The organism is Thiocapsa sp. (assembly GCF_018399035.1).
GTDB lineage: Bacteria > Pseudomonadota > Gammaproteobacteria > Chromatiales > Chromatiaceae > Thiocapsa.
Genome location: NZ_CP073760.1, coordinates 3,845,613 through 3,864,616, shown reverse-complemented (window position 1 = coordinate 3,864,616; position 19,004 = coordinate 3,845,613). Strand labels below are relative to the sequence as shown.

Genomic DNA, 19,004 nt, shown 5'->3' with positions numbered 1-19,004 from the left:
ATTTGACAGCAATGAGCCCGGCGACATCTCCGTCAGGGTGGACGGCGGAAAACTGTCAGTGACCGGCAGCAATGGCCTTGCGCTTTTCAACGCCGACATCCCCAAGCCGGGTCCTGGCGTCTTCGGCCTACGAACCTGGGGCAACACCGGCATGACTGCTCTGTCATCACAGGTCACAGCGAACAAGTGAGTGTGTTCCTGTCATACAGACATCAGTTTGAGATGCGGCTTCTCTCAGGGACATCGAGAACGCCATGCAACAGCATGCCAGCAAATCTGCTCAACGACGTCCGGAACCTTCGCGCAAGGTCGAGTTGGGGGTCGCGTCATCGAAAGTGACCGCCAACTGACTGTCCGTCGGCGCGAAGGCCGATCCCGCGCGCGCGATGACCGAGACGACCTTCGCTGAAAATCGTTACACTTGCTGTCCGTGATGACTCGTCGATCAAGGCATCTTATGAACAGCAGGAATCGCGATGACGCGGCTGGCGGGGCGTTTGCGGCGGCGGTGTCGGATGGGCCGGGTCGTCGCAAGCCGGTCAAGGCCGATACCCGAGTCTTCGACAGTCGCCTCGAGGCGGCCCACGAGGCGGCGTCCGGCGTGCGGGCGTTCTGCGACGTCTTGGGTTGGAGCGAGGTCGAGCTCTCGCAGATCGAGCTCTGTGTCTATGAGGCCTTCGTGAATGCAGTGGAGCATGCCTATCGCAATGAACCAGGGCATGAGGTTCGGGTGACGGCAGAGGTCGACGCCGGGTTTCTCCGGGTGCGCGTGTGTCAACATGGCGTGCCGCTCGATGCGGCTCGCGTGGCGGCCACACCGGCGGGTTTCGACGATCTGCCGAGCGGACTCGATGCCTTCGATTGCGAGCCGCGCGGCCGTGGCATCCGGATCATCAAGTCCATCATGTCCCATTGCGAGGTGGAGTCCGACGGCGACTCCGCCTGCCTGCTGATGGCCAAGCCCCTCGCAGCGCAAAGGCCCTAATCGAGCCCCGGTTGCCGCGGCGGCGCAAGCCAGCTCGCCGGGCGCAGGATGGCGAGCAACCCCCTGAGGAGATAGACGAGATCGCGTCCGATGCGCCTCTGTCGGGCGTAAAAGACGTCGCTCATGAGCTTTTCCTCGAACGGTGCATCCGCGGGGACGTCGAGTTGGGTCGGACCCACGAGCCCGGCGGGGGCCTGCTCGCGGATCTGCTCCCAATCATCCCCAAGCCCGTCCGCCGCCTCGGGCGACAAGGGTGTGACCCCGACCAGCCGGAGATCGCCCGAGGCCACGGCCAGCAGGCGCGGGAGCCCGCGCAGAATCGGCACGCGCGTGTTCCACTCCCGAGCAACGAAGTCGCGACGCCTGATCTGACCCAGTGCATCGACCTCGCGTTTGTTGCCGCGCAGCAAGACCCGCTCGAGCCATCCGCGCTCCCGATTCGGCAGCGCGGCCAACGCGGCGATCGGCCAGAGCGGAAGCGACAGGATCAAGCCCAGAGTTCCGAGCAGACGGTGAACGGGGTCGGCGATCCCGCCGCTCAGCGTTGCCTGCTCGAGATCGGCCAGGAGACAGGCATCCGTCACCTGAAGGACGGCGCCCGAGTCCACTCGAATCATGGTGTTGGCACTGACGATCGCGTTGGTGATCTCCACCAGCTCGCCGACATAGGTGTGCGGCAGGATGACACTGGAGTTGATGGTCGCACGCCGATCGACGATCACGTCGTCGCAGATCACCACCTCGCCCGTCAGCTCGGCATCCGGTGCGATCCGACAGCGGGCACCGACCAGGCAGACGCCCTGTTTCAGTGAGCGCGGCGAGACGCGCGATCCGCGCCCCAGGGTCAAGCCCAACGCGGCCTGTCGACCGGGTAGGATGAGTCCGGGCAGGCGTTTCGCGACCGCATCCAAGTTGACTCGGTGATACTCGGCGAGACTCTGGATGCTGCGTACCTGCTCGGCCGCGACGGGGATCCAGGCAGTCTGCGGACCCGCCGCCTCTCGGCCGGTCGGCGGCCAGGACAAGGGGGTCAGGTCGAGCGAACCGGCGCGATGGATCCCGCAGGCCGCGGATACGCCGTCGGCATCGGCCCAAACCGAATCGCCGGGGGTCGTCTCGGCCGCGGAGATCCAACCGGCGACATCGAAGCCATGGATCAGATCGCCGCGCAGCGCGACGAGAGGTCCGTCCAGGCGCGTACCGAGTCGATCCACCACCGCGGTCGGATCTTCTTCGCCGCGGGTCAGGGTGTAGGTCAGGCGTAGGCCCCAGCGTGTTCCGTCGCCGATCACCCGTTGGATCTCGTCGGCAAAGGGCGAGACCACGACCAGAATCCGTCGGATGCCGGCCTTGGCGAGCGACTCCAAGGCGTGCTCGATCATCGGCTTGCCGGCGACCGGCAAGAGCGCGACGCTGGTGCGCTCGGTCAGTGGTTCGAGCTCGGCGCCGAGACGGTCGGCAAAGAGGACGGCCTGGTCCATAACGATCACCCAAGAAAAAGGATTCGAGAAGGTCTGAAGTGCGTCGGCTGCGACGATCGTCGAAGTCTGCGAGGTTGCCCAGACGCGAGAAGGGTCCGTGTCACGGTCGGCACCGCTTAATAGGCACCCCGGCCGAACAACACGGCAGGCACCGTCTGCCAGAGGAGCTTCAGGTCGGTCAGCAGCGACTGGGACTCGATGTAGCGAACATCCAGCTCGACCTGCTGGGGGAAGGGGATATCGGATCGCCCCGAGACCTGCCAGATGCAGGTGATGCCGGGTGTGACCTCCAGGCGCCGCCGGTCGGAGAGCGAGTATTCGTCGACCTCCGCCGGGACCGGCGGGCGCGGACCGACCAGCGACATATCCCCCTTGATCACGTTCCACAACTGCGGCAGCTCGTCGATCGACGCCTTGCGGATGAACCGGCCGATGCGGGTGATGCGCGGGTCGCGCTGCATCTTGAAGGTGACCCCGCCGGACATCTCGTTCTCGTCCTGCAGCTCCGCCTTGCGCGCCTCGGCGTCCATGTACATGGAGCGGAACTTGTACATGGTGAAGATCTGACCCCAGCGCCCGACGCGTGTCTGCTTAAACAGCGCAGGCCCTGGTGATTCGAGCCGGATCGCCAGCACCAGCAGCCCGAAGATCGGCAACAGCAGGATGAACAAGGGGCCGGCCAGAAGGATATCCAGGGCGCGCTTGAGCAGATAGGCCGAGCGTACGACCGCCACCCAAGCAAGCCGTTTGGCGCCGATGCGTAATCGGATCAGCCACGCGGGCTGACCGGCGCGGCTGTAGCGGTGCAGCAGCAACTCTTCCATCGAGGTCTGGCTCGGTCGTTCGTCGCTGCTCGTCATGAGGTCTCGCCGCCTCGCGCCTGTCGCCAGACGCGGTAAAGGAATAATGGGTTGCCGATCACATAGCGTCGCCACATTCGGCCCGGCTCCTGCATCAGCCGCCAGGTCCATTCGAGCCCGATCTCGCGCATCCACACCGGCGCCCGGGGGATGCGGCCCGAGTAGAAGTCGAACAGACCGCCGACCCCCATGCGCACCGGCAGCGTCAGGCGCTCCTGGTTGCGTGCGAGCCATTTCTCCTGACGCGGCACCCCGAAGGCGACCAGCAGGATCGCGGCGCCGGAGGCGTTGATCCCGTCGATGACGGCGTCCTCGTCGGCCGGGTCGAAATAGCCGTCTTGAACCCCGTCGATGCGCAGACCCGGAAACTGCGCCCGCATGTTCGCCGCCACCGCATCGGCGATCCCCGGGCGCGCGCCGAGCAGGAACAGGCCGAGGCCCGTCTGCGCTGCCCGCTCGCACAGCTGCGGGAAGAGGTCGGTGCCGTTGACGTTGGCCTGCAGGGCGACCCCGAGCATCCGGCAGCCGATATGGATTCCGATCCCGTCGGGCAGGACGCGCGCGGCATCGAGCAGGATCCGGCGGTACTCGGCATCGACATAGGCGATGTTGAGGCAATCCGGGTTGACGAAGGCCAGCAACGCGGGATCCCCGCCGCCGGCACGAGCCGCGATCCAGTCCACCGCCTCGGGCATGGTGGTGTTGACGATCGGGACACCGAAGAACTCGAGGATGGGCGGCGTGGGCGCCTCGCCTCCGCCGAGAACCTCCCCGATCAGGGATCGGACCACCAGGCCGGCGTCGCCGCGCGCGCTCTGCCCGTACGCATAATCGCGGTCGATCTGCGCCTCGGGTGCATAGGCGACGCCGGTCCGGCTTTTGAGCCGATAGGGCGAGAAGACGCCTGGGCGGACTGTGAAACGCACCGCCGCCTCGACACCGACCCGTGCCGCTTCGGCCGCAGTCAGGGGGCGCGGACCGGCGATCGCCATATCGCCGCGCAGGATGTTCAGGAGGACGGGGAGACCCTGTCCCGGCGCCTCGTCCGCGAACCGAAGGCGCTCGAAGGGTGCGCGGAAGCGTCCGACCAAGGGCTCGGTCGCAAAAACCTGTCCACTCCGGAGACGGGCGATCAGGGAACGCGCCAAGAGCAGAGGCGAGAGCAGGATGAGTAGAAGGAGTGCAAGGGCCAGATCGACCAAGCGCGACAGCACCAGACCGAGGAGTGTGAGCGGCGGCAGCAGACTACGCAGCCAGAGCGCGCGCCAGTGACGCTGACGCTGTCCGAGCGGCCCCGGGATCCGAAGCTCGTGTGGGCGTTTCATCCCGCGCCCGTCCTCTGATCGCGCCGTCTCGTGAACACTGGATACACTCCCGCCGCGCGATCGACCGCGATCCCGGGGCGCCGACACCCGAAGCAAAAGATCGACATGACCCTGAATCCCGTGATGCCCCTTAGGTGCGTCCGCTGCGCCGCCAGGCACATCGTCGCATTGCCGCAATCATCGTGATAGTAGAGCAGCGTGCGGCGATTCGCCAGAGCGCGCGCCTGATCACCCCGCGGTGCTGAAAAGGCGCAAGCTGTGATCCGGGTCTCATTTTGACGGATTTTGGCAGACTCGCGATGCGCGCGTCCGGTGCCTTTCAGTCGTGTGTCCCTTGACCCGAAAGGCGTTCGGTCTTCGATCGGCCAAGATCCGCCTCAATCCCGGCGATGGTCCACAATTTGCTTGCTGGATTCCTATCCATGCGGACTGTCCGCGCTGTTTCAACGGCTGCTGCATGTGCGGACGGGTGCAAGGTCGATCCTGCGCGTGATCGAAACACCCGTTCCCAATCCGGCACCGCGGACCTGACTCGTTTCACCGACCGGGTCGGTCGATGTCGTTCGATGCCCACCGTGATTCAACTTGGATCAAATTCAATGAACAATCGAAGGCTTGGATTCTCCCCTGGGTTCACCCTCCTCGAACTGATGATCACGGTCGCCGTGATTGGTCTGCTGGCGGCAGTTGCGGTCCCGGCTTATCGGGATTTCAGCATCCGCTCCAAGGTCAGCGAGGCATTGAGCATGGGCTCCGCTGCCAAGAGCGCGGTCATCGATACCTCCTCGAGGAACGGTCTCGGGGCGGTGACTGCGGCGGCCATGGCCGATACCCTTTCGTCCAACCCTAGTCCATTCGTGGCGGAGATCGCCATTGAGGACGGCGGGCGAATCGTTATGAAGACACGTAATACCGGTGCCGAGCCGAGTCCCGAGCTGTGGCTCGTCCCGAGTCAGGCCGGTGGGGCGATTACTTGGGAGTGCCGAGTTGCCGATGCGGCTCATGTGCGTTATGTACCGCCGATCTGTCGGAATTCAAGCGATCCCGCGTTGACGACCTTGACACCTGGATGGCCGGGCTACCGCGAGAATCTCGTGATAATAACTCCGACACCGAGTGGAGGTTTCCAGGTATCTCCCTCTACAGGCGCGAATGGCGGGCTGACGACCGGTGAGCCTGCGTTGATCACAAACATGCAGCCGACAAACACCGGCGTCTTTTATTTAGAGGATGTGACGTTCTCGGGCGGCGGAGGATGGGCGATCGCCGTGCAGGGTAATGGTGAAAATAACACCTTTTCGGGATACACGATTCAGTTCGAGCCTTCGTTCTGCAACGGAAGTCCCTGCGTCATTATGCGTGAGTGGGAGAACGGCAAGGAGAAAGGGTCAACCAATAGAACACCGCTGCCCTATGATTTCGATTTCAACAATCCAGGCGACCTGTCGGTTAATCTGGACGGGCAGAATGTCACTCTAACGGATGGGAATGGGCGAACCCTTTTCGAAACAGACAACCTGGAAGGCAATGACGGTTATTTCGGGATGCGATCTTGGAATGGCGGGATCGTGAATGTCGGAGGGTCCACGGTAACGATTCCATAAAGGAGCGGCATGATGGATCTTGAGATTCGGCACGGCGATGAGTTGAAGAGGACCGAGCCGTGCTTGATCGGCATTGCCGGCGGGAGCGGCTCTGGGAAAACGACATTTGCGCGCTTGTTGCATGAGAAACTCGGCGATGAACATTGCGCCATCCTGTATCAAGACGCCTATTACCGTGATCAGAGCCTTGCTTTCGCGCGCGACGATGGACAGGTCAATTTCGATCACCCGGATGCGGTTGATTTTGATCTGCTCACGCGTCATCTCGCGCGAGTCAAGGCCGGGCAGGCCATCCCGGTGCCCGTTTACGACTATGTGACGCATTGCCGCCTCGACAGAACCGAGACGCTTCAGGCGCGCCCCTGGATCATCGTCGAAGGCATCCTGGTGCTGTCCGATCCGGTACTGCGCGAGCATCTCGATGTCACGGTGTTCATCGAGACACCCGAAGCGGTTCGGCTCGCGCGGCGTCGGGTGCGCGATGCCCGGGAGCGTGGCCGGGACGCGGCGAGCGTGGAGCGGCAGTTTCACGCGCAGGTCAAACCCATGCATGACGCGTATGTCGAGCCTTCCAGGTGCTATGCTGACAGGGTTTATTCGGGCGAGGGTGCCTTGGACGCGCCGGTGCGTGATCTCATGGCCTGGCTTGGGTTGGCCGGTTGAGCCGGCGCGCGCCCCCGGCGATCGCCTCGTGGCCTCATGAAACAGGGGTTGTCAGGATGGAAGATCCAAGTGATCGAACAGGTTCGGCCGGCTTCGAGCCCGGAGTCGCCATCGTCATGCGCTCGTACAACGACCGGGCTGTCATCGGCGGGACACTGCTGGCGATCCAGCGCCAGACCTATCGCAACTTCGCGCTCTGGAACTTCGACTCGACCTCGACCGACGGCACCTTCGAGATCATCCAGTCGTTCAGCGACCCCGCGCGCATCCGCCGGAACAGCTCCGCCTCCTATAACCCGGGCAGGGTGCTGAACGAGGCGGTACGCACGGTCGGGGGCGATGTCCTGGTCTTCATCAACTCCGATGCCACTCCGGAACGCGAGGATTGGCTGGCGCGCCTGATTGCCCCGCTCGCCGACCCCGAGGTCGGCGCTGTCTACGGTCGGCAAACCGCGCGACCGGACTGCCGCGCACTCTTCGAGAAGGATACCGAACGCGCCTTCGGGGACGGTCGGGAGGCGGCCACTTGGGTCCATTTCTTCTCGATGGCCAATTGTGCGGTTCGCCGCGAGGTTCTCGAGCGCTTTCCGTTCGAGACCCGTATCCAGTATTCGGAAGACATCGAATGGTCCTACCGTTTACGCAAGGCCGGCCTGCGGATTCGCTACGTGCCCGATGCACCGGCGACCCACTCGCATAATTACACGTTGCGCCAATCCTTCAAGCGCCAATTCGGCGAGGGCAAGGCGGAGGCCTGGATCTTTCGCGAAGGCGAGATCAAGACCTCGTTCATGCGCTATTGCCTGCTGCCCTTCGGTATGGAGGTGATCCGGGATCTGCGTTGGGCCGTCACGCGGGGCTCGCTGGATGCGCTCCTGCATACGATTCCTCTGCGCGCCGTCCAGAAATGGGGGCGGTGGCGCGGGCTTTTGGAAGGACAGAGCATCGATGTCGCGCATTGATCGAACGGACACCGACATCGCCCCGCCCGACCGCGAGCGTTACACGCTCGACGGCGACGCGGCGGTCGAGGCACGGATCGCCCATGACCAGTCGCTGATCGCCGAGGCGGTGACCGAGCTGGTGTCGCCGCCGGTGTTCCGGGGTGTGGTGCTCATGGGCGGGTACGGGCGCGGGGAAGGCGGTTACATCCTGCGCGAAGGTCGACCCGAGCCCTACAACGACTACGATTATTTCGTCGTCGTGCGCCGTCTCGATCGGGCGGGGCGCAAGGCCCTCGCGTTGGCCTTGGCGGATCGGGCAAAGACGCTGGAGCAGGCGGTGGGTGTCGAGGTGGATTTCGCGCTGCTGCGCGACGAGCGACTGCCCAAGGCCGAGTTTTCGCTCATGAATGCGGAGATGATCTGGGGCCATCGCGTGGTGGCGGGAGACCCGGCTGTCCTCGACGCCATGCCGCCCATGCCATTCCGGGGCTTGGCACTCGGCGAATTCACGCGCCTGATGCTCAACCGCGGCGCACTCCTGCTGATGAACCGGCAGCGGCTCGCCGGCGGCGCGACGCTCGATGCCGCCGCACGGGAGGTGTTTTTCAAGTACCTGTTTAAGGCCATGCTGGCCTGCGGGGATGCCCGACTCGCCGGAGCGCGTCGCTATCATCCTTCCTATGTGACGAAGCTCGAGCGCCTGCGCGAGGGCGACTGGCCCGGGCAGGCGCCCTTCATGGCGCTGTACACCCAGGCTTGGGAGAACAAGTTTCATCCGAGCTATGTCCGTTACGCTGCCGAGAACACCGAGGCTTGGCAGGCCCGCGTGGTGGCGATCTGGCTCGAGACGCTGGACTGGCTGGAAGGGATTCGCGTCGGCCGCGCCATCGGCGATTGGACTGCTTATGCCTCGCACGCGATCCCCAAGGGACAGGATCAGGCGTCTTGGGGCGCGCTCCGTCATCTGGCGATCACCGCGCGCGACTTCGGTCTCGCCGAGCTCCTGCGCGAGCCAGGCTGGTCGCGACGCTATCCCAGGGAACGCCTGATCTCGGCCCTGCCCCTGCTGCTGACGCATCCCGACGGTCCCGCCCCTCCGGTTCTCGCACGGGCGCTGGCATTGCCGCCGCGGGCGTCCTTCGAGGAGGCGACCGCGACCTTTTTGCGGCTCTGGCGGCGTTACGCCTGAAGCCGGGAGACCCCTGATGCGTTGGATCCTCAACATCGCCAGCAACTACCTGCGCGTTATCGTGGGGATTGCGGTGATGTTCTTTCTCATCCCCTTCACGGTCGAGCATCTCGGGCTGGAACTGTTCGGGCTCTGGTCGCTGATCTTCGCCGTCGTCGGGCTCTTCGGCCTGCTGGACCTGGGTTTTGCGACGGCAGCCATAAAGTATGTTGCCGAGCTGACGGCGAGCGGCGACCACGCCGGCCGCAATCAGGTGCTGTCCACACTGCTGGTGGTCTACTCCGTGCTTGGCCTGGTGTGCGTCGCCTTGGTGGCCATCATCGCCGGCCCGGCTGCGGGCTGGTTCGATCTAAGCCCGGACAAGGCGGAGGCCTTCACCCTGGCGCTCTGGCTGCTGGGGAGCGTGGTGGCCATCAACTTCCCGGCCAGTCTGATCAAGGCGATCCTGATCGGCAGCGGACGGATGCACCTGGTCAATGCCATCGAGCTGGTGACGACCCTGGTCAACGCCGCCTTGGTGGTGATCCTGCTGAAGGCGGGCCTCGGCCTGATGGGAATGGCCATCGCCACGGCCGTGACCATGCTCTTGGGGCCGGCGGTCATGCTGCCGTTGGCCGTTCACCTAACCCCGGGCCTCGCGGTCTCCCCCAGGCTGTTCACGCGCTCGCGGGTGCGCGAGCTGCTCGGCTTCTCGGTCTATTTCTTCATCGCCAACGTGGCGGTTCTCATCATCCTGCGTCTCGATCCGGTGGTCATCAACGCCTTTCTGCCGCTCACCGCCGTGGCCGTCTATGCCGTGGGGGCGAAGATCGCCGAGTATACCTATCTACTGAATAAGCAGTTCTCCAACGCCCTGATGCCCTTGGTCTCCCAGTCCAAGGGCGCAGGGGACACGGCGACGGTGCGCCGGGTGCTGGCGGATGGAACCCGCTTCCTGCTGGCCATCGCGGTCCCGTTCATTGCTCTGCTGCTGTTCTATTCCGAGCCGTTGGTGATCCTCTGGATGGGGGATGCGTTCGCCGAGGCGGTCCCCGTCCTGCGTATCCTGCTCTTGGCGATGCTGTTTGCCAGCGTGCAGTTCAACGCCGCCAATGTGCTGGGCATGACCGGCCATCATCGCTTCGTGGCCTTTGCGATGGGCGGTTCCGCCCTGCTTAACCTCATCCTGTCGATCATCCTCATCCAGTTTTTCGGGTTGATCGGTGTCGCACTGGGAACCCTGATCGCCATCGTCCTGATGGAGTTCGCGCTGGTGGTATCGCGCGCCTGTCGTGACCAGGGGTTGTCCGTAGCGGGCTTCGCGGGCAAGGCAATCTGGCCGAGCCTCCCCCCCTTGGTGCCGGCCCTGGGGACGGCATGGCTGCTGATGCAATGGCAACCGGTCAGCGGATTCGTCTGGATCTTTCTGGAAGGGTCGGTCAGTGCCCTGGTGTATTACGCGATCTTCTATTGGAGCGGTCTCGCCGCCCCGGAGCGCGCACTGATCGCGGGCAAGCTGCGCCGGATCCGCGATCGCGGGCGGCCGACGCAGCCGCCTTCATCTCAGCAGCCCACCTGAATCAGGAGCCGCCATGCCCTCGAGCATCGTTCGCCGAATTCGCGAGGGCGTGCGCCTCGGTGGTTATCGACTCCGTCTCGGCGCGCTCGGGCACGGCTGTCATATCGACGCCGGGGTCAGTCTCCAATACCCCGGGCGCATCCGTCTCGGCGACGCGGTGGGTATCGGCCGTCACGTCACTCTGCGCGCCAACACCGAGGCCAACCCCGGGATTGCGCTTGGCGCAGGCGTGTCCATCAACGATGCCGTGGTCATCAACGCCAATCGAGGCTTTGTCACCTTGGGCGAGCGCTCCTGGCTGGGCCCGTTCTGCCTGGTCTACGGCAACGGCGGCGTGACCATCGGCCGCAATGTCCTGATCGCCGGTCACAGCAGCATCAACACCGTCTCGCACGCCGTCGCGCGATGCGATATCCCGATCAACGATCAACCGGTCCTGACCGGCCCGGTGGTGATCGAGGACGATGTCTGGATCGGTCTGAATGTCGTCGTCCTGCAAGGGGTGACCCTGGGGCGGGGTTCGATCATCGGGGCCGGCGCCGTGGTGACCCGCTCGATTCCGCCCTGGTCCATCGCCATGGGGGTGCCGGCTCGGGTCGTGAGTCGGCGTAAGGGCGCACCCGATCCCGAATCAACTCCCGATCCGGAGACCGCCGAGAAGACACGATGAAGATCATCCAGATCCCCAGGCGTTTCGTGCTGTCGGAGTGGGGCGGCACCGAGACCACCATCCTCCAGACCAGCCGGGCGCTGCAGCAGGCCGGGCACACGTCCGCCATCTTCACCAGCTTGGCCCTGTCGGACCAACGCCGCGAGAGCATCGCGGGGGTGGCGGTGCGGCGCTTTCCCTACAGCTATCCTTTCCTCGGCCTGACCGCCGAGGATCGCCGCGACATGGACAAGAAGGGCGGCAATCTGCTGTCGCTGTCCCTGTTGCTCGGCCTGCTGCGCGAGCCCGGCGTGGATATCCTGCACGCCCACACCGGCAAGCGCGTCGGGGGCGTGGTGCGCACCGTCGCCCGACGGCGCGGCATCCCCTATGTGGTGACCCTGCACGGCGGGTTCTTCGAGGTGCCCAAGGGCGAGATGGACCAGATGCTGGCGCCTATCCGGAACCGTCCGGAGTGGGGGCGTGTTTTCGGCGCCCTGCTCGGTGCGCGGCGGGTGCTCGAGGATGCGGCGGCGGTGGTCTGCGTCGGCGGCGACGAGTACGCCGCGGCCAAAGCCAGGCTTCCCGGTCAGCGGGTGGAGCTGGTTCCCAACGGGGTGGACTGCGATGCCTTTGCGCAGGGCGACGCCGTCGGTTTTCGCGCCGCCCATGGCATCGCCGCGGACCGGCGCATCATCCTCTGTGTCAGCCGGATCGACTACCAGAAGAACCAGATCGGTCTGGTGGAGGCACTGGCAGCCCTTGCCGCGCGCATCCCCGAGGCGCACCTGGTGCTGATCGGCCCCGTCACCGTGGCCGCCTACCGCGACCGCCTGATGGCCCGTGTCGAGGATCTGGGCCTGAACGAGCGGGTGACCCTGATCCCCGGTCTGCGCCCCGACGACCCCATGCTTCCCGCCGCCTACCATGCCGCCGAGGTCTTCTGCCTGCCGTCTCTGCACGAGCCCTTCGGGATCGTGATCCTGGAGGCATGGGCCGCCGGCCGTCCGGTGGTCGCCGCGCGGGTCGGCGGTATCCCGTCCTTCACGCGCGACGGCGAGGATGTCCTCCACGCCAAAGCCGACGATGTCCCTGATTTAGTCGCGCGCCTGATCCAAGTCATGAGCGATCCGGGGCTGGCCGCGCGCATCGCCGCGGCGGGCCAAGCCAAGGCCCGCCGCGACTACGCCTGGTCAAGTATCGCCGCGCGTCTTCTCGATCTCTACCGCGAGCTGCCGCGCGGGAGGCGGAAACGGCTGACCTGAGATCTCTCGGGCGGCCGAGCCGCCATGCGCTCGGCCCGTCGTCCGCCAGTTGCCCATGGGTCGCCCCGGGGCCGCGCGGCCATCGCATCCGTCAAGAAGAGAGATCCCTATGTCCAACCCGAATCGTCCTCCCGGTACGCCTTTGCGTGTTCTGCACATCCATGAGCGGGCCGGCTTTCATGGCGGGGTCGAGCAGATCCTTTGGGATACCGCGCGCGGACTCGCGGCCCGCGGCTGGCCGCAGGGGCTGTTGCACGCGGATCCCCGGCCCGGGGACGATTACCTGTCGGCCTTCGAGCAGACCGGGACGCAGGATGACATGATCGGCGCCTTCGCCCCGGATGTCCTCTTTCTGCACAAGGTCGAGGATCCGGTGCGGGTCGCGGACCTGGCCCGTCGTTATCCTGCGGTGCGCATGGTCCACGACCACGATCTGGTCTGTCCGCGCCGGCACAAGTATCTCCCCTTCAGCGGCCGGATCTGCGACCGCCCGGCGGGCCTCGCCTGCTATTTGAATCTGTGCTGGCTGCAGCGCGCCGCGCCGGGGGCCGTCGTGCCGATTGCCCTGAAGGGAACGGGCGCGGTCAAGGCGGCCATTCGCGCCCACCGCGAGGTACGCTGTCTCATGGTGGGCAGCCGCTGGATGGAGCGTGAGCTGGTCATGAATGGGCTGGATGCTCGGCGCGTCGCCATCGTGCCGCCGATCCCCGCGGCCCTCGCCGAGGCCCGGCCGGTGCCGCCGTCCCGGGAGCGGGAGATCCTCTTTGTCGGTCAGGTCATTCGCGGCAAGGGGGTGGACCTCTTGCTCAAGGCGTTGGCGGGGGTTCCCGGGGACTGGCACGCCACGGTCGTGGGTATCGGCAACCATCTCGACGCCTGCCGCGCCCTGGCCGTGGAGCTGGGGATCGCCGAGCGGGTGACCTTCGCGGGCTGGGTTCCGCATCAGGCGCTGGAACCCTACTACGCCCGTGCCGCCGTGTGCGTCGTCCCCTCGCGCTGGCCCGAGCCCTTCGGCATGGTCGGCATCGAGGCAATGGCGCGTGCACGTCCGGTCGTCGCCTTCGGCGTCGGGGGCATCCCGGATTGGCTCGTCGACGGGGTGACCGGCATCCTGGCTCCGGAGGCGAATACCCACGCCCTGGGGGCCGGCATCGCTAGCCTGCTGGCCGATCCCGACCGGGCCGCGGCGTTTGGACAGGCCGCACTGGCGCGGGTGCGCAGGGACTTCCAGCCCGACGGTTATCTGGACCGCTTGATGCAACTCCTGGAGAGCGCGGCATGAAGATCGGAATCTCGGCCTTCGCAACCGATGGCGGCAAGTCCGGCATCAGCCAATATGCCGCCAACGTGGTCGGACGCCTGGTGGCCATGGCGCCGGAACAGACCTTTGTCGCCTTCGTCAACCGGGCGGATGCGGCCTGGGTGCAGAGCTGGCACCCGCGTTTGAGTGTGATCGCGCTGCCGGATTGGACCGGCCATCCGGTGGCGAGCATCTTCTGGCACATCGTGATCCTGCCCCGGATGCTGCGGCGCCACGCCTGCGATCTGGTGTTCATGCCGGCGGGCAATCGGCGGCTCGCCTGGTCCTATGGGGTGCCGAGCGTCGGCACGGTGCACGACTTCTCCCAACTGCATGTCCCGCAAAAATACGACGCGGCGCGGATGTTTTACATCATGCGCATCCTGCCGCGCATGATGCGACGTTTGACCCGGGTCATCGCGGTCAGCCAGTCCACCCGGCGCGACCTGGAATCCTTTGCGCGGGTTGCGTCCGAGCGCATTCGGGTCATCTACAACGGGGCGGATCTCATGCGTTTCAAGCCCTGCCCGCGTGCGGAGGCGCGGGCCGAGATCCCGCCCGGCCTAGGGATTCCGGACCCCTATGTCCTCTATATCGCCCGCTTGGAGCATCCCGGCAAGAACCATGTGCGTCTGCTCGAGGCATTTGCCACGCTCAAGCGCGACACCGATTTGCCGCACAAGCTGGTCCTGGTGGGTGGACGCTGGAATGGTGCCGAAGTGATCGAGGCGCGGGTGCGTGAGCTTGGGCTGAGCGATCAGGTGGTCTTCCCCGGTTTTGTCCCGAACGAGGCCATCCCGGCACTCTATGCCGCGGCGGATGCACTGGTCTTTCCGTCGCTCTTCGAAGGTTTCGGCATCCCGGTGCTGGAGGCCATGGCGAGCGGGATCCCGGTGTGCGCCGCCAAGACCTCGAGCATTCCCGAGGTGGTCGGGGAGGCCGGGCTGCTCTTCGATCCACTGAGCGTGCCCGCCATCGCGGAGAGCCTCACGCGCCTGCTCACGGACGATGCCTTGCGCGTGCGCCTCGTCGCCGCGGGCATCGAGCGGGCATCCCGCTTCACCTGGGACGCGACCACCCGCGCCGTGCTCGAAGAACTGGAGGCCGCAGCCGCCTCATGATCCGGGCGCGGACCATTGTCCTGGCGGTCGCGGTGCTCGCCGGCGCCGGTCAATCCGGTGGTTGCGCCGCGCCCTCGTTGGCCTGCTATCCCGAGGCAAGACCCCTCTGCGAGGCGTCGTTTGGTCCCTGCGAGCCCGTCCCGGCCGCCTGCGCCGAGATCCCCCCCGGGGCGTCCAACACACGGGTGGAGATCGACTCTGCACCGACCCCGGCGGCCATCTATGTGGACGGGGAGTATGTGGGTCAGACGCCGCTCAATCGCTATCTCTGGTTTTCGAGCCTCACCCGAGCCGTCACCGTGACCGCCGAGCCACTCTATCCGGGCCAGGCCCGCCAAGAGCAGCGTCTGCGGGTTCCACACCTCCCGAGGCGTGTGACCTTCTTCATGAACAATCCGGCCCTGGCCAACGACCCGCAGGATCCGAATCGCTAGCCCTGTCCATGAAGGCGGACGATGCGCGGCAACGGCCGAGTCTCCGGCGTGGTGTTTGACATGACGCCGAGGTGCCCGTCCGGTGCGGGGAACAAGGCAAGTGCTTACAACCCAAAAAAGCTGGCATATACTCGGAAGATGATTTTGTCGGCGCGGCTCCTGATGTACGTTCGGCGTTTAGCAAAGGCTCTTCATTCATGTCCTCCGATCCATCGGTACACACGGGGCGGCACCTTGACATGACCGATCCCTCCGAGCGAGGACTGACGGCAAGCAATCCACCCGCGCCGCCCTTCGACAATACCCGCGACACACGCTACTTCTTCCCCTCGGCGGCACATGCGGAGGCCCTGTCGCGCCTGCAGTTTCTCGCCGAGGACCGCAACATGGGCATGGGCCTGCTCACGGGCGAGATCGGCTCGGGCAAGACCATGCTGCGTTCCGTCCTGCATGCGCGGCTCTCTGCCGAGACCCATGCGCGGGTCAGCATCGAGAACAGCCTGCTCGGCTTCGACGATCTCCTGCTGGAGATTCTCAGCCAGATCCAGGGACAGCGCCTGCGTGCGACGGACTATCCCGACCGCTACAGCCGTCTGGCCGCCTTCAAGCGTCTGTTGACCGAGCAGATCGCGAGCCAAGGCCGCCATCTGGTCATTCTCCTGGACGAGGCCCAGCAGCTCGATCTGTCCTGCCTGGAGGCCCTCAAGGGCCTGACCAATATCGCCTCCGAGCGCCAGAATTTCCTGACCCTCATCCTCATCGGCCAGCCGGAGCTGCGCGCTCACCTGCGCCACCTGCCGCAGGTCGACCAACGGGTCAGCCTGCGCTTTCATCTCGCGGCCATGACGGCGGACGAGACGCGAGAGTACGTCCGCCACCGCCTTGCCGTCGCCGGCTATCAGGGCGAATTCCCCTTCGACCCCGAGGCATTGGATGTTCTGTTTCGGGCCAGCCGCGGCATTCCCCGCGAGGTCAACCGGATCTGCAAGATCGCCTTGGAGCATGTTCTGGTCGAGGGGGCTGGCCACTTCACCGGCGCCGCGATCACCACCGTGGTGGAGGATCTTCGCCGACATGGCGGCCTCTTCGACGCCGGGGCTGATCCGCCGTGACCCGGGAGCTACGCATTCGAGATCGCTACGCACATCCGGGAGGACGCGACGGGCACGGCGAACCATCGGACCCCGGGGACGCTCGCGACCGGGAGTCCTCTCCGGATCCAGGCGAGGTCGCCTGGGATCTTGCCGAACCCGACGTCGAGTCGCCCCCTCAAAACCTCGAGCCCGAGTCCCGCGAGGAGGCCCCTTTGATGTTCCCCGGCTTCCCCGGAATGGGGGGCGAGGAGGCGGAGCCACCCAAGGGGCCGGGTCTGGACATCGAGCGACTGGCGCGCGGGATCCTCAAGCGCTGGTGGCTGGCGGCCGGGATTGCCGCCGTCATCTCCGGCCTTTTCCTGGTGATTGCCGTGACTCAGGTGAAGCCGAGCTGGCAGGCGGTGGCGGCCCTTATGTTGCACAGCCGTCAGGACCAATTTTCGCTCGGCAGCGCGATACCCCTCGAACTTCAGAGTTACAACCTCAAGACCCTGCTCGACACCGTCAAGCTGCCCAGCTCGTTGCAGGCGGTCATCGACGGGCTTCAGCTCGACGCCACGTTGCGCGCGCTCAGCCCCGCCATCGGCGTGAACGTCGGCAAGGAGTCCAACATCTTCCAGATCACCGCGATCTGGGACAATCCGGTGATCGCCGCCGGGATCGCCAACACGGTCGCGGAGCTCTTGGTCCAGCGCAGTCGTGATTTAAGGCGAAAAGATGCCTCGGGTGCCTTCGGCAATTACAGTGCACAACTGGAATCCGCCCGCGAGGAATTCCGCGCCGTCACCGCCGAGATGCGTGCCTTCAAGTCCGCTCATCAGGTCTCCGATTTCAATGCCGAGACCCAGGTCCTCCTCGGCAGTCTCTCCCGATTGGACGTCGACCTCAACACCAAGATCGCCGAGGTCGAGGCGTTCAAGGAGGCGCTCGTGGAGATCGAAAGCGCGGTGAAGGGCGAGCCGGAAATGGTGGTCACTTCGTCGGTCTACCGCAACCCACTCAAGACGCGCCTCACCGACTACGAATGGCAGTTGCAGGAGGCCCGCAGTCGCTACACCGAGCAGAACCCCAAGGTCATCAAGCTCCAGACCCGGGTCGACGTGCTCAAGCAGATGATCGCCGAGAGCAAGGACGAGGGTGCGCCCGAGAACCTCTATTCGGCCAACACCAAGCTGACCGGTCTTCAGGATCGCCAGCGCGAGCTGACCAGCGACATTCGGGTGCGTGAGGCACAGATCGTTGCGCTGACCGAGACGATCGAGCAGAGCCGGACGAAACTCGCGGACCTGACCTCCGCCGAGAAGGACTTTCAGTTGATCCAGACGCGGATGACGTCCGCCGAGAATTTGGTAGGCAGCCTCGTGGGCCGGGTCGACGAGGCCGCGGTCATGGTGCAGCGCAACGAAGCCTCGCTTGAGTTGTTCGAGCGCGCCTTGCCGCCTACCGAGGCCATGCCATCGTCGAAAAAGCTCATCGCCATCGCCGGCGTAGTGCTTGGGGGAGGGCTTGGGCTCGGGGTCGCCCTTTTACTGGAGCTGCTGGACCCTCGGTTGCGCACCCGGCGCGATGCCCTCGGGACTCCGGGCATCGAGCTTGTGTGGGAGCTTCAGCATATTCCCGCAGACGCGCGCGCACTGGTCGATCCGCAACGCCCGGCAGACCCCATTGCAGCGATCTTCAGACGCCTGATCAACGAGCTTGACGCCAAGCTGGAGCCGGATGATTGGCGCTGTCTGGGCGTGATCAGCGCTGACCCCGAGGCAGGGCGCACCCGCATCGCCACCAATCTCGCCTTGGTCCTCGCCATGAAGGAATATCCGACGACCTTGGTCGACGCCGATCTGCGCAATCTGGCGGGGACACGGCCGTCGGAGCTTCTAAGGCGACCAGCCGATCAGGCCGGTTTGGCTCAAGCCCTGGATGGGGAGTCCCCTGTGGCGACCCTGCTGAGCGCGACCTCGTCGCCGGACCTCGTCTTACTGGCGGCCGGCGTCGCGCGCGATGACTCGGTGCCGGAGTCGGAGTCGGTGTCCGGTCGAGAGCCGGATCAGCCGCGTGTCGACGGACTCGATCATCGGCTCGCGCGGCTCGGCAGCCGGCAATTTCGCGCCGTGCTCGACGCCTTGAATCAAAGCGGGCGGAATCTGGTATACGATCTGCCGCCGGTCGGTGCCTTGGAGACCGTCCTGGAGGCTGCCGTGAGCCTGGGCAATCTGATCGTGGTGGCACGGAGTGGTCGGACGACGCGCGGTCAGTTGCGCGAGACCGTCGAGCTCTTGGAGGAGCGTGGCGCGCGTGTCCGCGGCATCCTCGTCACGGATATCCCCATCGATCTGCTGGAGGGCGAGCCGCTCTTCCCGTCGGAACCTAAGCCGATGTTCTGGACACGTTGGCTGAGTCGAACCAAGCCTCGCGCCCCGGCTCCTGCCGGGCCGCTCCACTATGCCGGCCCCAAGTCCCATGTCAGCTAATCCGAGTCAGTCCTGGTGTTTACTCCTTCCGCTGTCGATCATCCTGTCGACGGGCTGCATC

General features: G+C 65.4%; 16 protein-coding genes. 13 read left to right on the top strand and 3 right to left on the bottom strand.

The window, feature by feature from the left end:
• Nucleotides 1-457 precede the first annotated feature (457 nt).
• Nucleotides 458-985, top strand: a complete 528-nt coding sequence (locus KFB96_RS17540; RefSeq protein WP_213465927.1) for an ATP-binding protein — start codon at nt 458-460, stop codon at nt 983-985.
• Here the strand turns inward: KFB96_RS17540 and KFB96_RS17535 are convergent.
• The 3 genes from KFB96_RS17535 to KFB96_RS17525 form a co-directional block, all read right to left on the bottom strand.
• Nucleotides 982-2,466 carry a sugar phosphate nucleotidyltransferase gene (locus tag KFB96_RS17535; RefSeq protein ID WP_213465925.1) on the bottom strand — a complete coding sequence of 495 codons (1,485 nt, stop codon included), beginning with the start codon at nt 2,464-2,466 and terminating at the stop codon, nt 982-984. The genes KFB96_RS17540 and KFB96_RS17535 overlap by 4 nt on opposite strands.
• A gap of 116 nt (nt 2,467-2,582) precedes the next feature.
• Nucleotides 2,583-3,326 (bottom strand): sugar transferase, encoded by a 744-nt coding sequence (locus KFB96_RS17530; RefSeq protein ID WP_213460065.1) that lies wholly within the window; start codon nt 3,324-3,326, stop codon nt 2,583-2,585.
• Nucleotides 3,323-4,651, bottom strand: coding sequence for a WecB/TagA/CpsF family glycosyltransferase (locus KFB96_RS17525; protein ID WP_213460063.1), 1,329 nt, complete (start codon nt 4,649-4,651; stop codon nt 3,323-3,325). The genes KFB96_RS17530 and KFB96_RS17525 overlap by 4 nt, the downstream gene beginning before the upstream one ends.
• Before the next feature lie 566 nt (nt 4,652-5,217).
• On the opposite strand from KFB96_RS17525, the gene KFB96_RS17520 reads away from it, so the two are divergent.
• The 12 genes from KFB96_RS17520 (at nt 5,218) to KFB96_RS17465 (ending at nt 18,943) form a co-directional block, all read left to right on the top strand.
• On the top strand, nt 5,218-6,255 hold the full coding sequence (locus KFB96_RS17520) for a pilin (RefSeq protein WP_300970428.1): 1,038 nt from the start codon (nt 5,218-5,220) through the stop codon (nt 6,253-6,255).
• Nucleotides 6,256-6,264: 9 nt separating this feature from the next.
• Complete coding sequence (gene udk / locus KFB96_RS17515) at nt 6,265-6,918, top strand: uridine kinase (RefSeq protein ID WP_366931543.1); 654 nt, start codon at nt 6,265-6,267, stop codon at nt 6,916-6,918.
• 56 nt (nt 6,919-6,974) lie between these two features.
• The gene (locus tag KFB96_RS17510) at nt 6,975-7,880 is read left to right on the top strand and encodes a glycosyltransferase (protein WP_300970427.1); all 906 of its coding nucleotides are present in this window, start codon (nt 6,975-6,977) and stop codon (nt 7,878-7,880) included.
• Complete coding sequence (locus KFB96_RS17505; RefSeq protein WP_213460057.1) at nt 7,867-9,051, top strand: hypothetical protein; 1,185 nt, start codon at nt 7,867-7,869, stop codon at nt 9,049-9,051. The genes KFB96_RS17510 and KFB96_RS17505 overlap by 14 nt, the downstream gene beginning before the upstream one ends.
• Before the next feature lie 16 nt (nt 9,052-9,067).
• Nucleotides 9,068-10,609, top strand: coding sequence for an oligosaccharide flippase family protein (locus KFB96_RS17500; RefSeq protein ID WP_213460055.1), 1,542 nt, complete (start codon nt 9,068-9,070; stop codon nt 10,607-10,609).
• A 13-nt stretch (nt 10,610-10,622) separates the two neighbouring features.
• Complete coding sequence (locus KFB96_RS26925) at nt 10,623-11,279, top strand: DapH/DapD/GlmU-related protein (RefSeq protein WP_300970426.1); 657 nt, start codon at nt 10,623-10,625, stop codon at nt 11,277-11,279.
• Complete coding sequence (locus tag KFB96_RS17490; protein ID WP_213460054.1) at nt 11,276-12,523, top strand: glycosyltransferase family 4 protein; 1,248 nt, start codon at nt 11,276-11,278, stop codon at nt 12,521-12,523. The genes KFB96_RS26925 and KFB96_RS17490 overlap by 4 nt, the downstream gene beginning before the upstream one ends.
• A 109-nt stretch (nt 12,524-12,632) precedes the next feature.
• Entirely contained in the window at nt 12,633-13,805 is a 1,173-nt protein-coding gene (locus tag KFB96_RS17485; RefSeq protein ID WP_213460052.1) for a glycosyltransferase family 4 protein, read from the top strand.
• Nucleotides 13,802-14,944, top strand: coding sequence for a glycosyltransferase family 1 protein (locus KFB96_RS17480; RefSeq protein ID WP_213460050.1), 1,143 nt, complete (start codon nt 13,802-13,804; stop codon nt 14,942-14,944). The genes KFB96_RS17485 and KFB96_RS17480 overlap by 4 nt, the downstream gene beginning before the upstream one ends.
• Nucleotides 14,941-15,378: a PEGA domain-containing protein gene (locus KFB96_RS17475; RefSeq protein WP_213460048.1), complete on the top strand. Its 438-nt coding sequence runs from the start codon at nt 14,941-14,943 to the stop codon at nt 15,376-15,378. The genes KFB96_RS17480 and KFB96_RS17475 overlap by 4 nt, the downstream gene beginning before the upstream one ends.
• Before the next feature lie 239 nt (nt 15,379-15,617).
• Complete coding sequence (locus KFB96_RS17470) at nt 15,618-16,490, top strand: AAA family ATPase (protein ID WP_213460046.1); 873 nt, start codon at nt 15,618-15,620, stop codon at nt 16,488-16,490.
• On the top strand, nt 16,487-18,943 hold the full coding sequence (locus KFB96_RS17465; RefSeq protein ID WP_213460044.1) for a hypothetical protein: 2,457 nt from the start codon (nt 16,487-16,489) through the stop codon (nt 18,941-18,943). Before KFB96_RS17470 ends, KFB96_RS17465 begins: the two co-directional genes overlap by 4 nt.
• The last annotated feature ends 61 nt before the right edge of the window (nt 18,944-19,004 follow it).

Bases quoted from the DNA above. Each gene is read 5' to 3' on its own strand.
- KFB96_RS17540 (WP_213465927.1), top strand. From the start codon at position 458: ATGAACAGCAGGAATCGCGATGACGCGGCTGGCGGGGCGTTTGCGGCG.
- KFB96_RS17535 (WP_213465925.1), bottom strand. From the start codon at position 2,466: ATGGACCAGGCCGTCCTCTTTGCCGACCGTCTCGGCGCCGAGCTCGAA.
- KFB96_RS17530 (WP_213460065.1), bottom strand. From the start codon at position 3,326: ATGACGAGCAGCGACGAACGACCGAGCCAGACCTCGATGGAAGAGTTG.
- KFB96_RS17525 (WP_213460063.1), bottom strand. From the start codon at position 4,651: ATGAAACGCCCACACGAGCTTCGGATCCCGGGGCCGCTCGGACAGCGT.
- KFB96_RS17520 (WP_300970428.1), top strand. From the start codon at position 5,218: ATGCCCACCGTGATTCAACTTGGATCAAATTCAATGAACAATCGAAGG.
- udk (WP_366931543.1), top strand. From the start codon at position 6,265: ATGATGGATCTTGAGATTCGGCACGGCGATGAGTTGAAGAGGACCGAG.
- KFB96_RS17510 (WP_300970427.1), top strand. From the start codon at position 6,975: ATGGAAGATCCAAGTGATCGAACAGGTTCGGCCGGCTTCGAGCCCGGA.
- KFB96_RS17505 (WP_213460057.1), top strand. From the start codon at position 7,867: ATGTCGCGCATTGATCGAACGGACACCGACATCGCCCCGCCCGACCGC.
- KFB96_RS17500 (WP_213460055.1), top strand. From the start codon at position 9,068: ATGCGTTGGATCCTCAACATCGCCAGCAACTACCTGCGCGTTATCGTG.
- KFB96_RS26925 (WP_300970426.1), top strand. From the start codon at position 10,623: ATGCCCTCGAGCATCGTTCGCCGAATTCGCGAGGGCGTGCGCCTCGGT.
- KFB96_RS17490 (WP_213460054.1), top strand. From the start codon at position 11,276: ATGAAGATCATCCAGATCCCCAGGCGTTTCGTGCTGTCGGAGTGGGGC.
- KFB96_RS17485 (WP_213460052.1), top strand. From the start codon at position 12,633: ATGTCCAACCCGAATCGTCCTCCCGGTACGCCTTTGCGTGTTCTGCAC.
- KFB96_RS17480 (WP_213460050.1), top strand. From the start codon at position 13,802: ATGAAGATCGGAATCTCGGCCTTCGCAACCGATGGCGGCAAGTCCGGC.
- KFB96_RS17475 (WP_213460048.1), top strand. From the start codon at position 14,941: ATGATCCGGGCGCGGACCATTGTCCTGGCGGTCGCGGTGCTCGCCGGC.
- KFB96_RS17470 (WP_213460046.1), top strand. From the start codon at position 15,618: ATGACCGATCCCTCCGAGCGAGGACTGACGGCAAGCAATCCACCCGCG.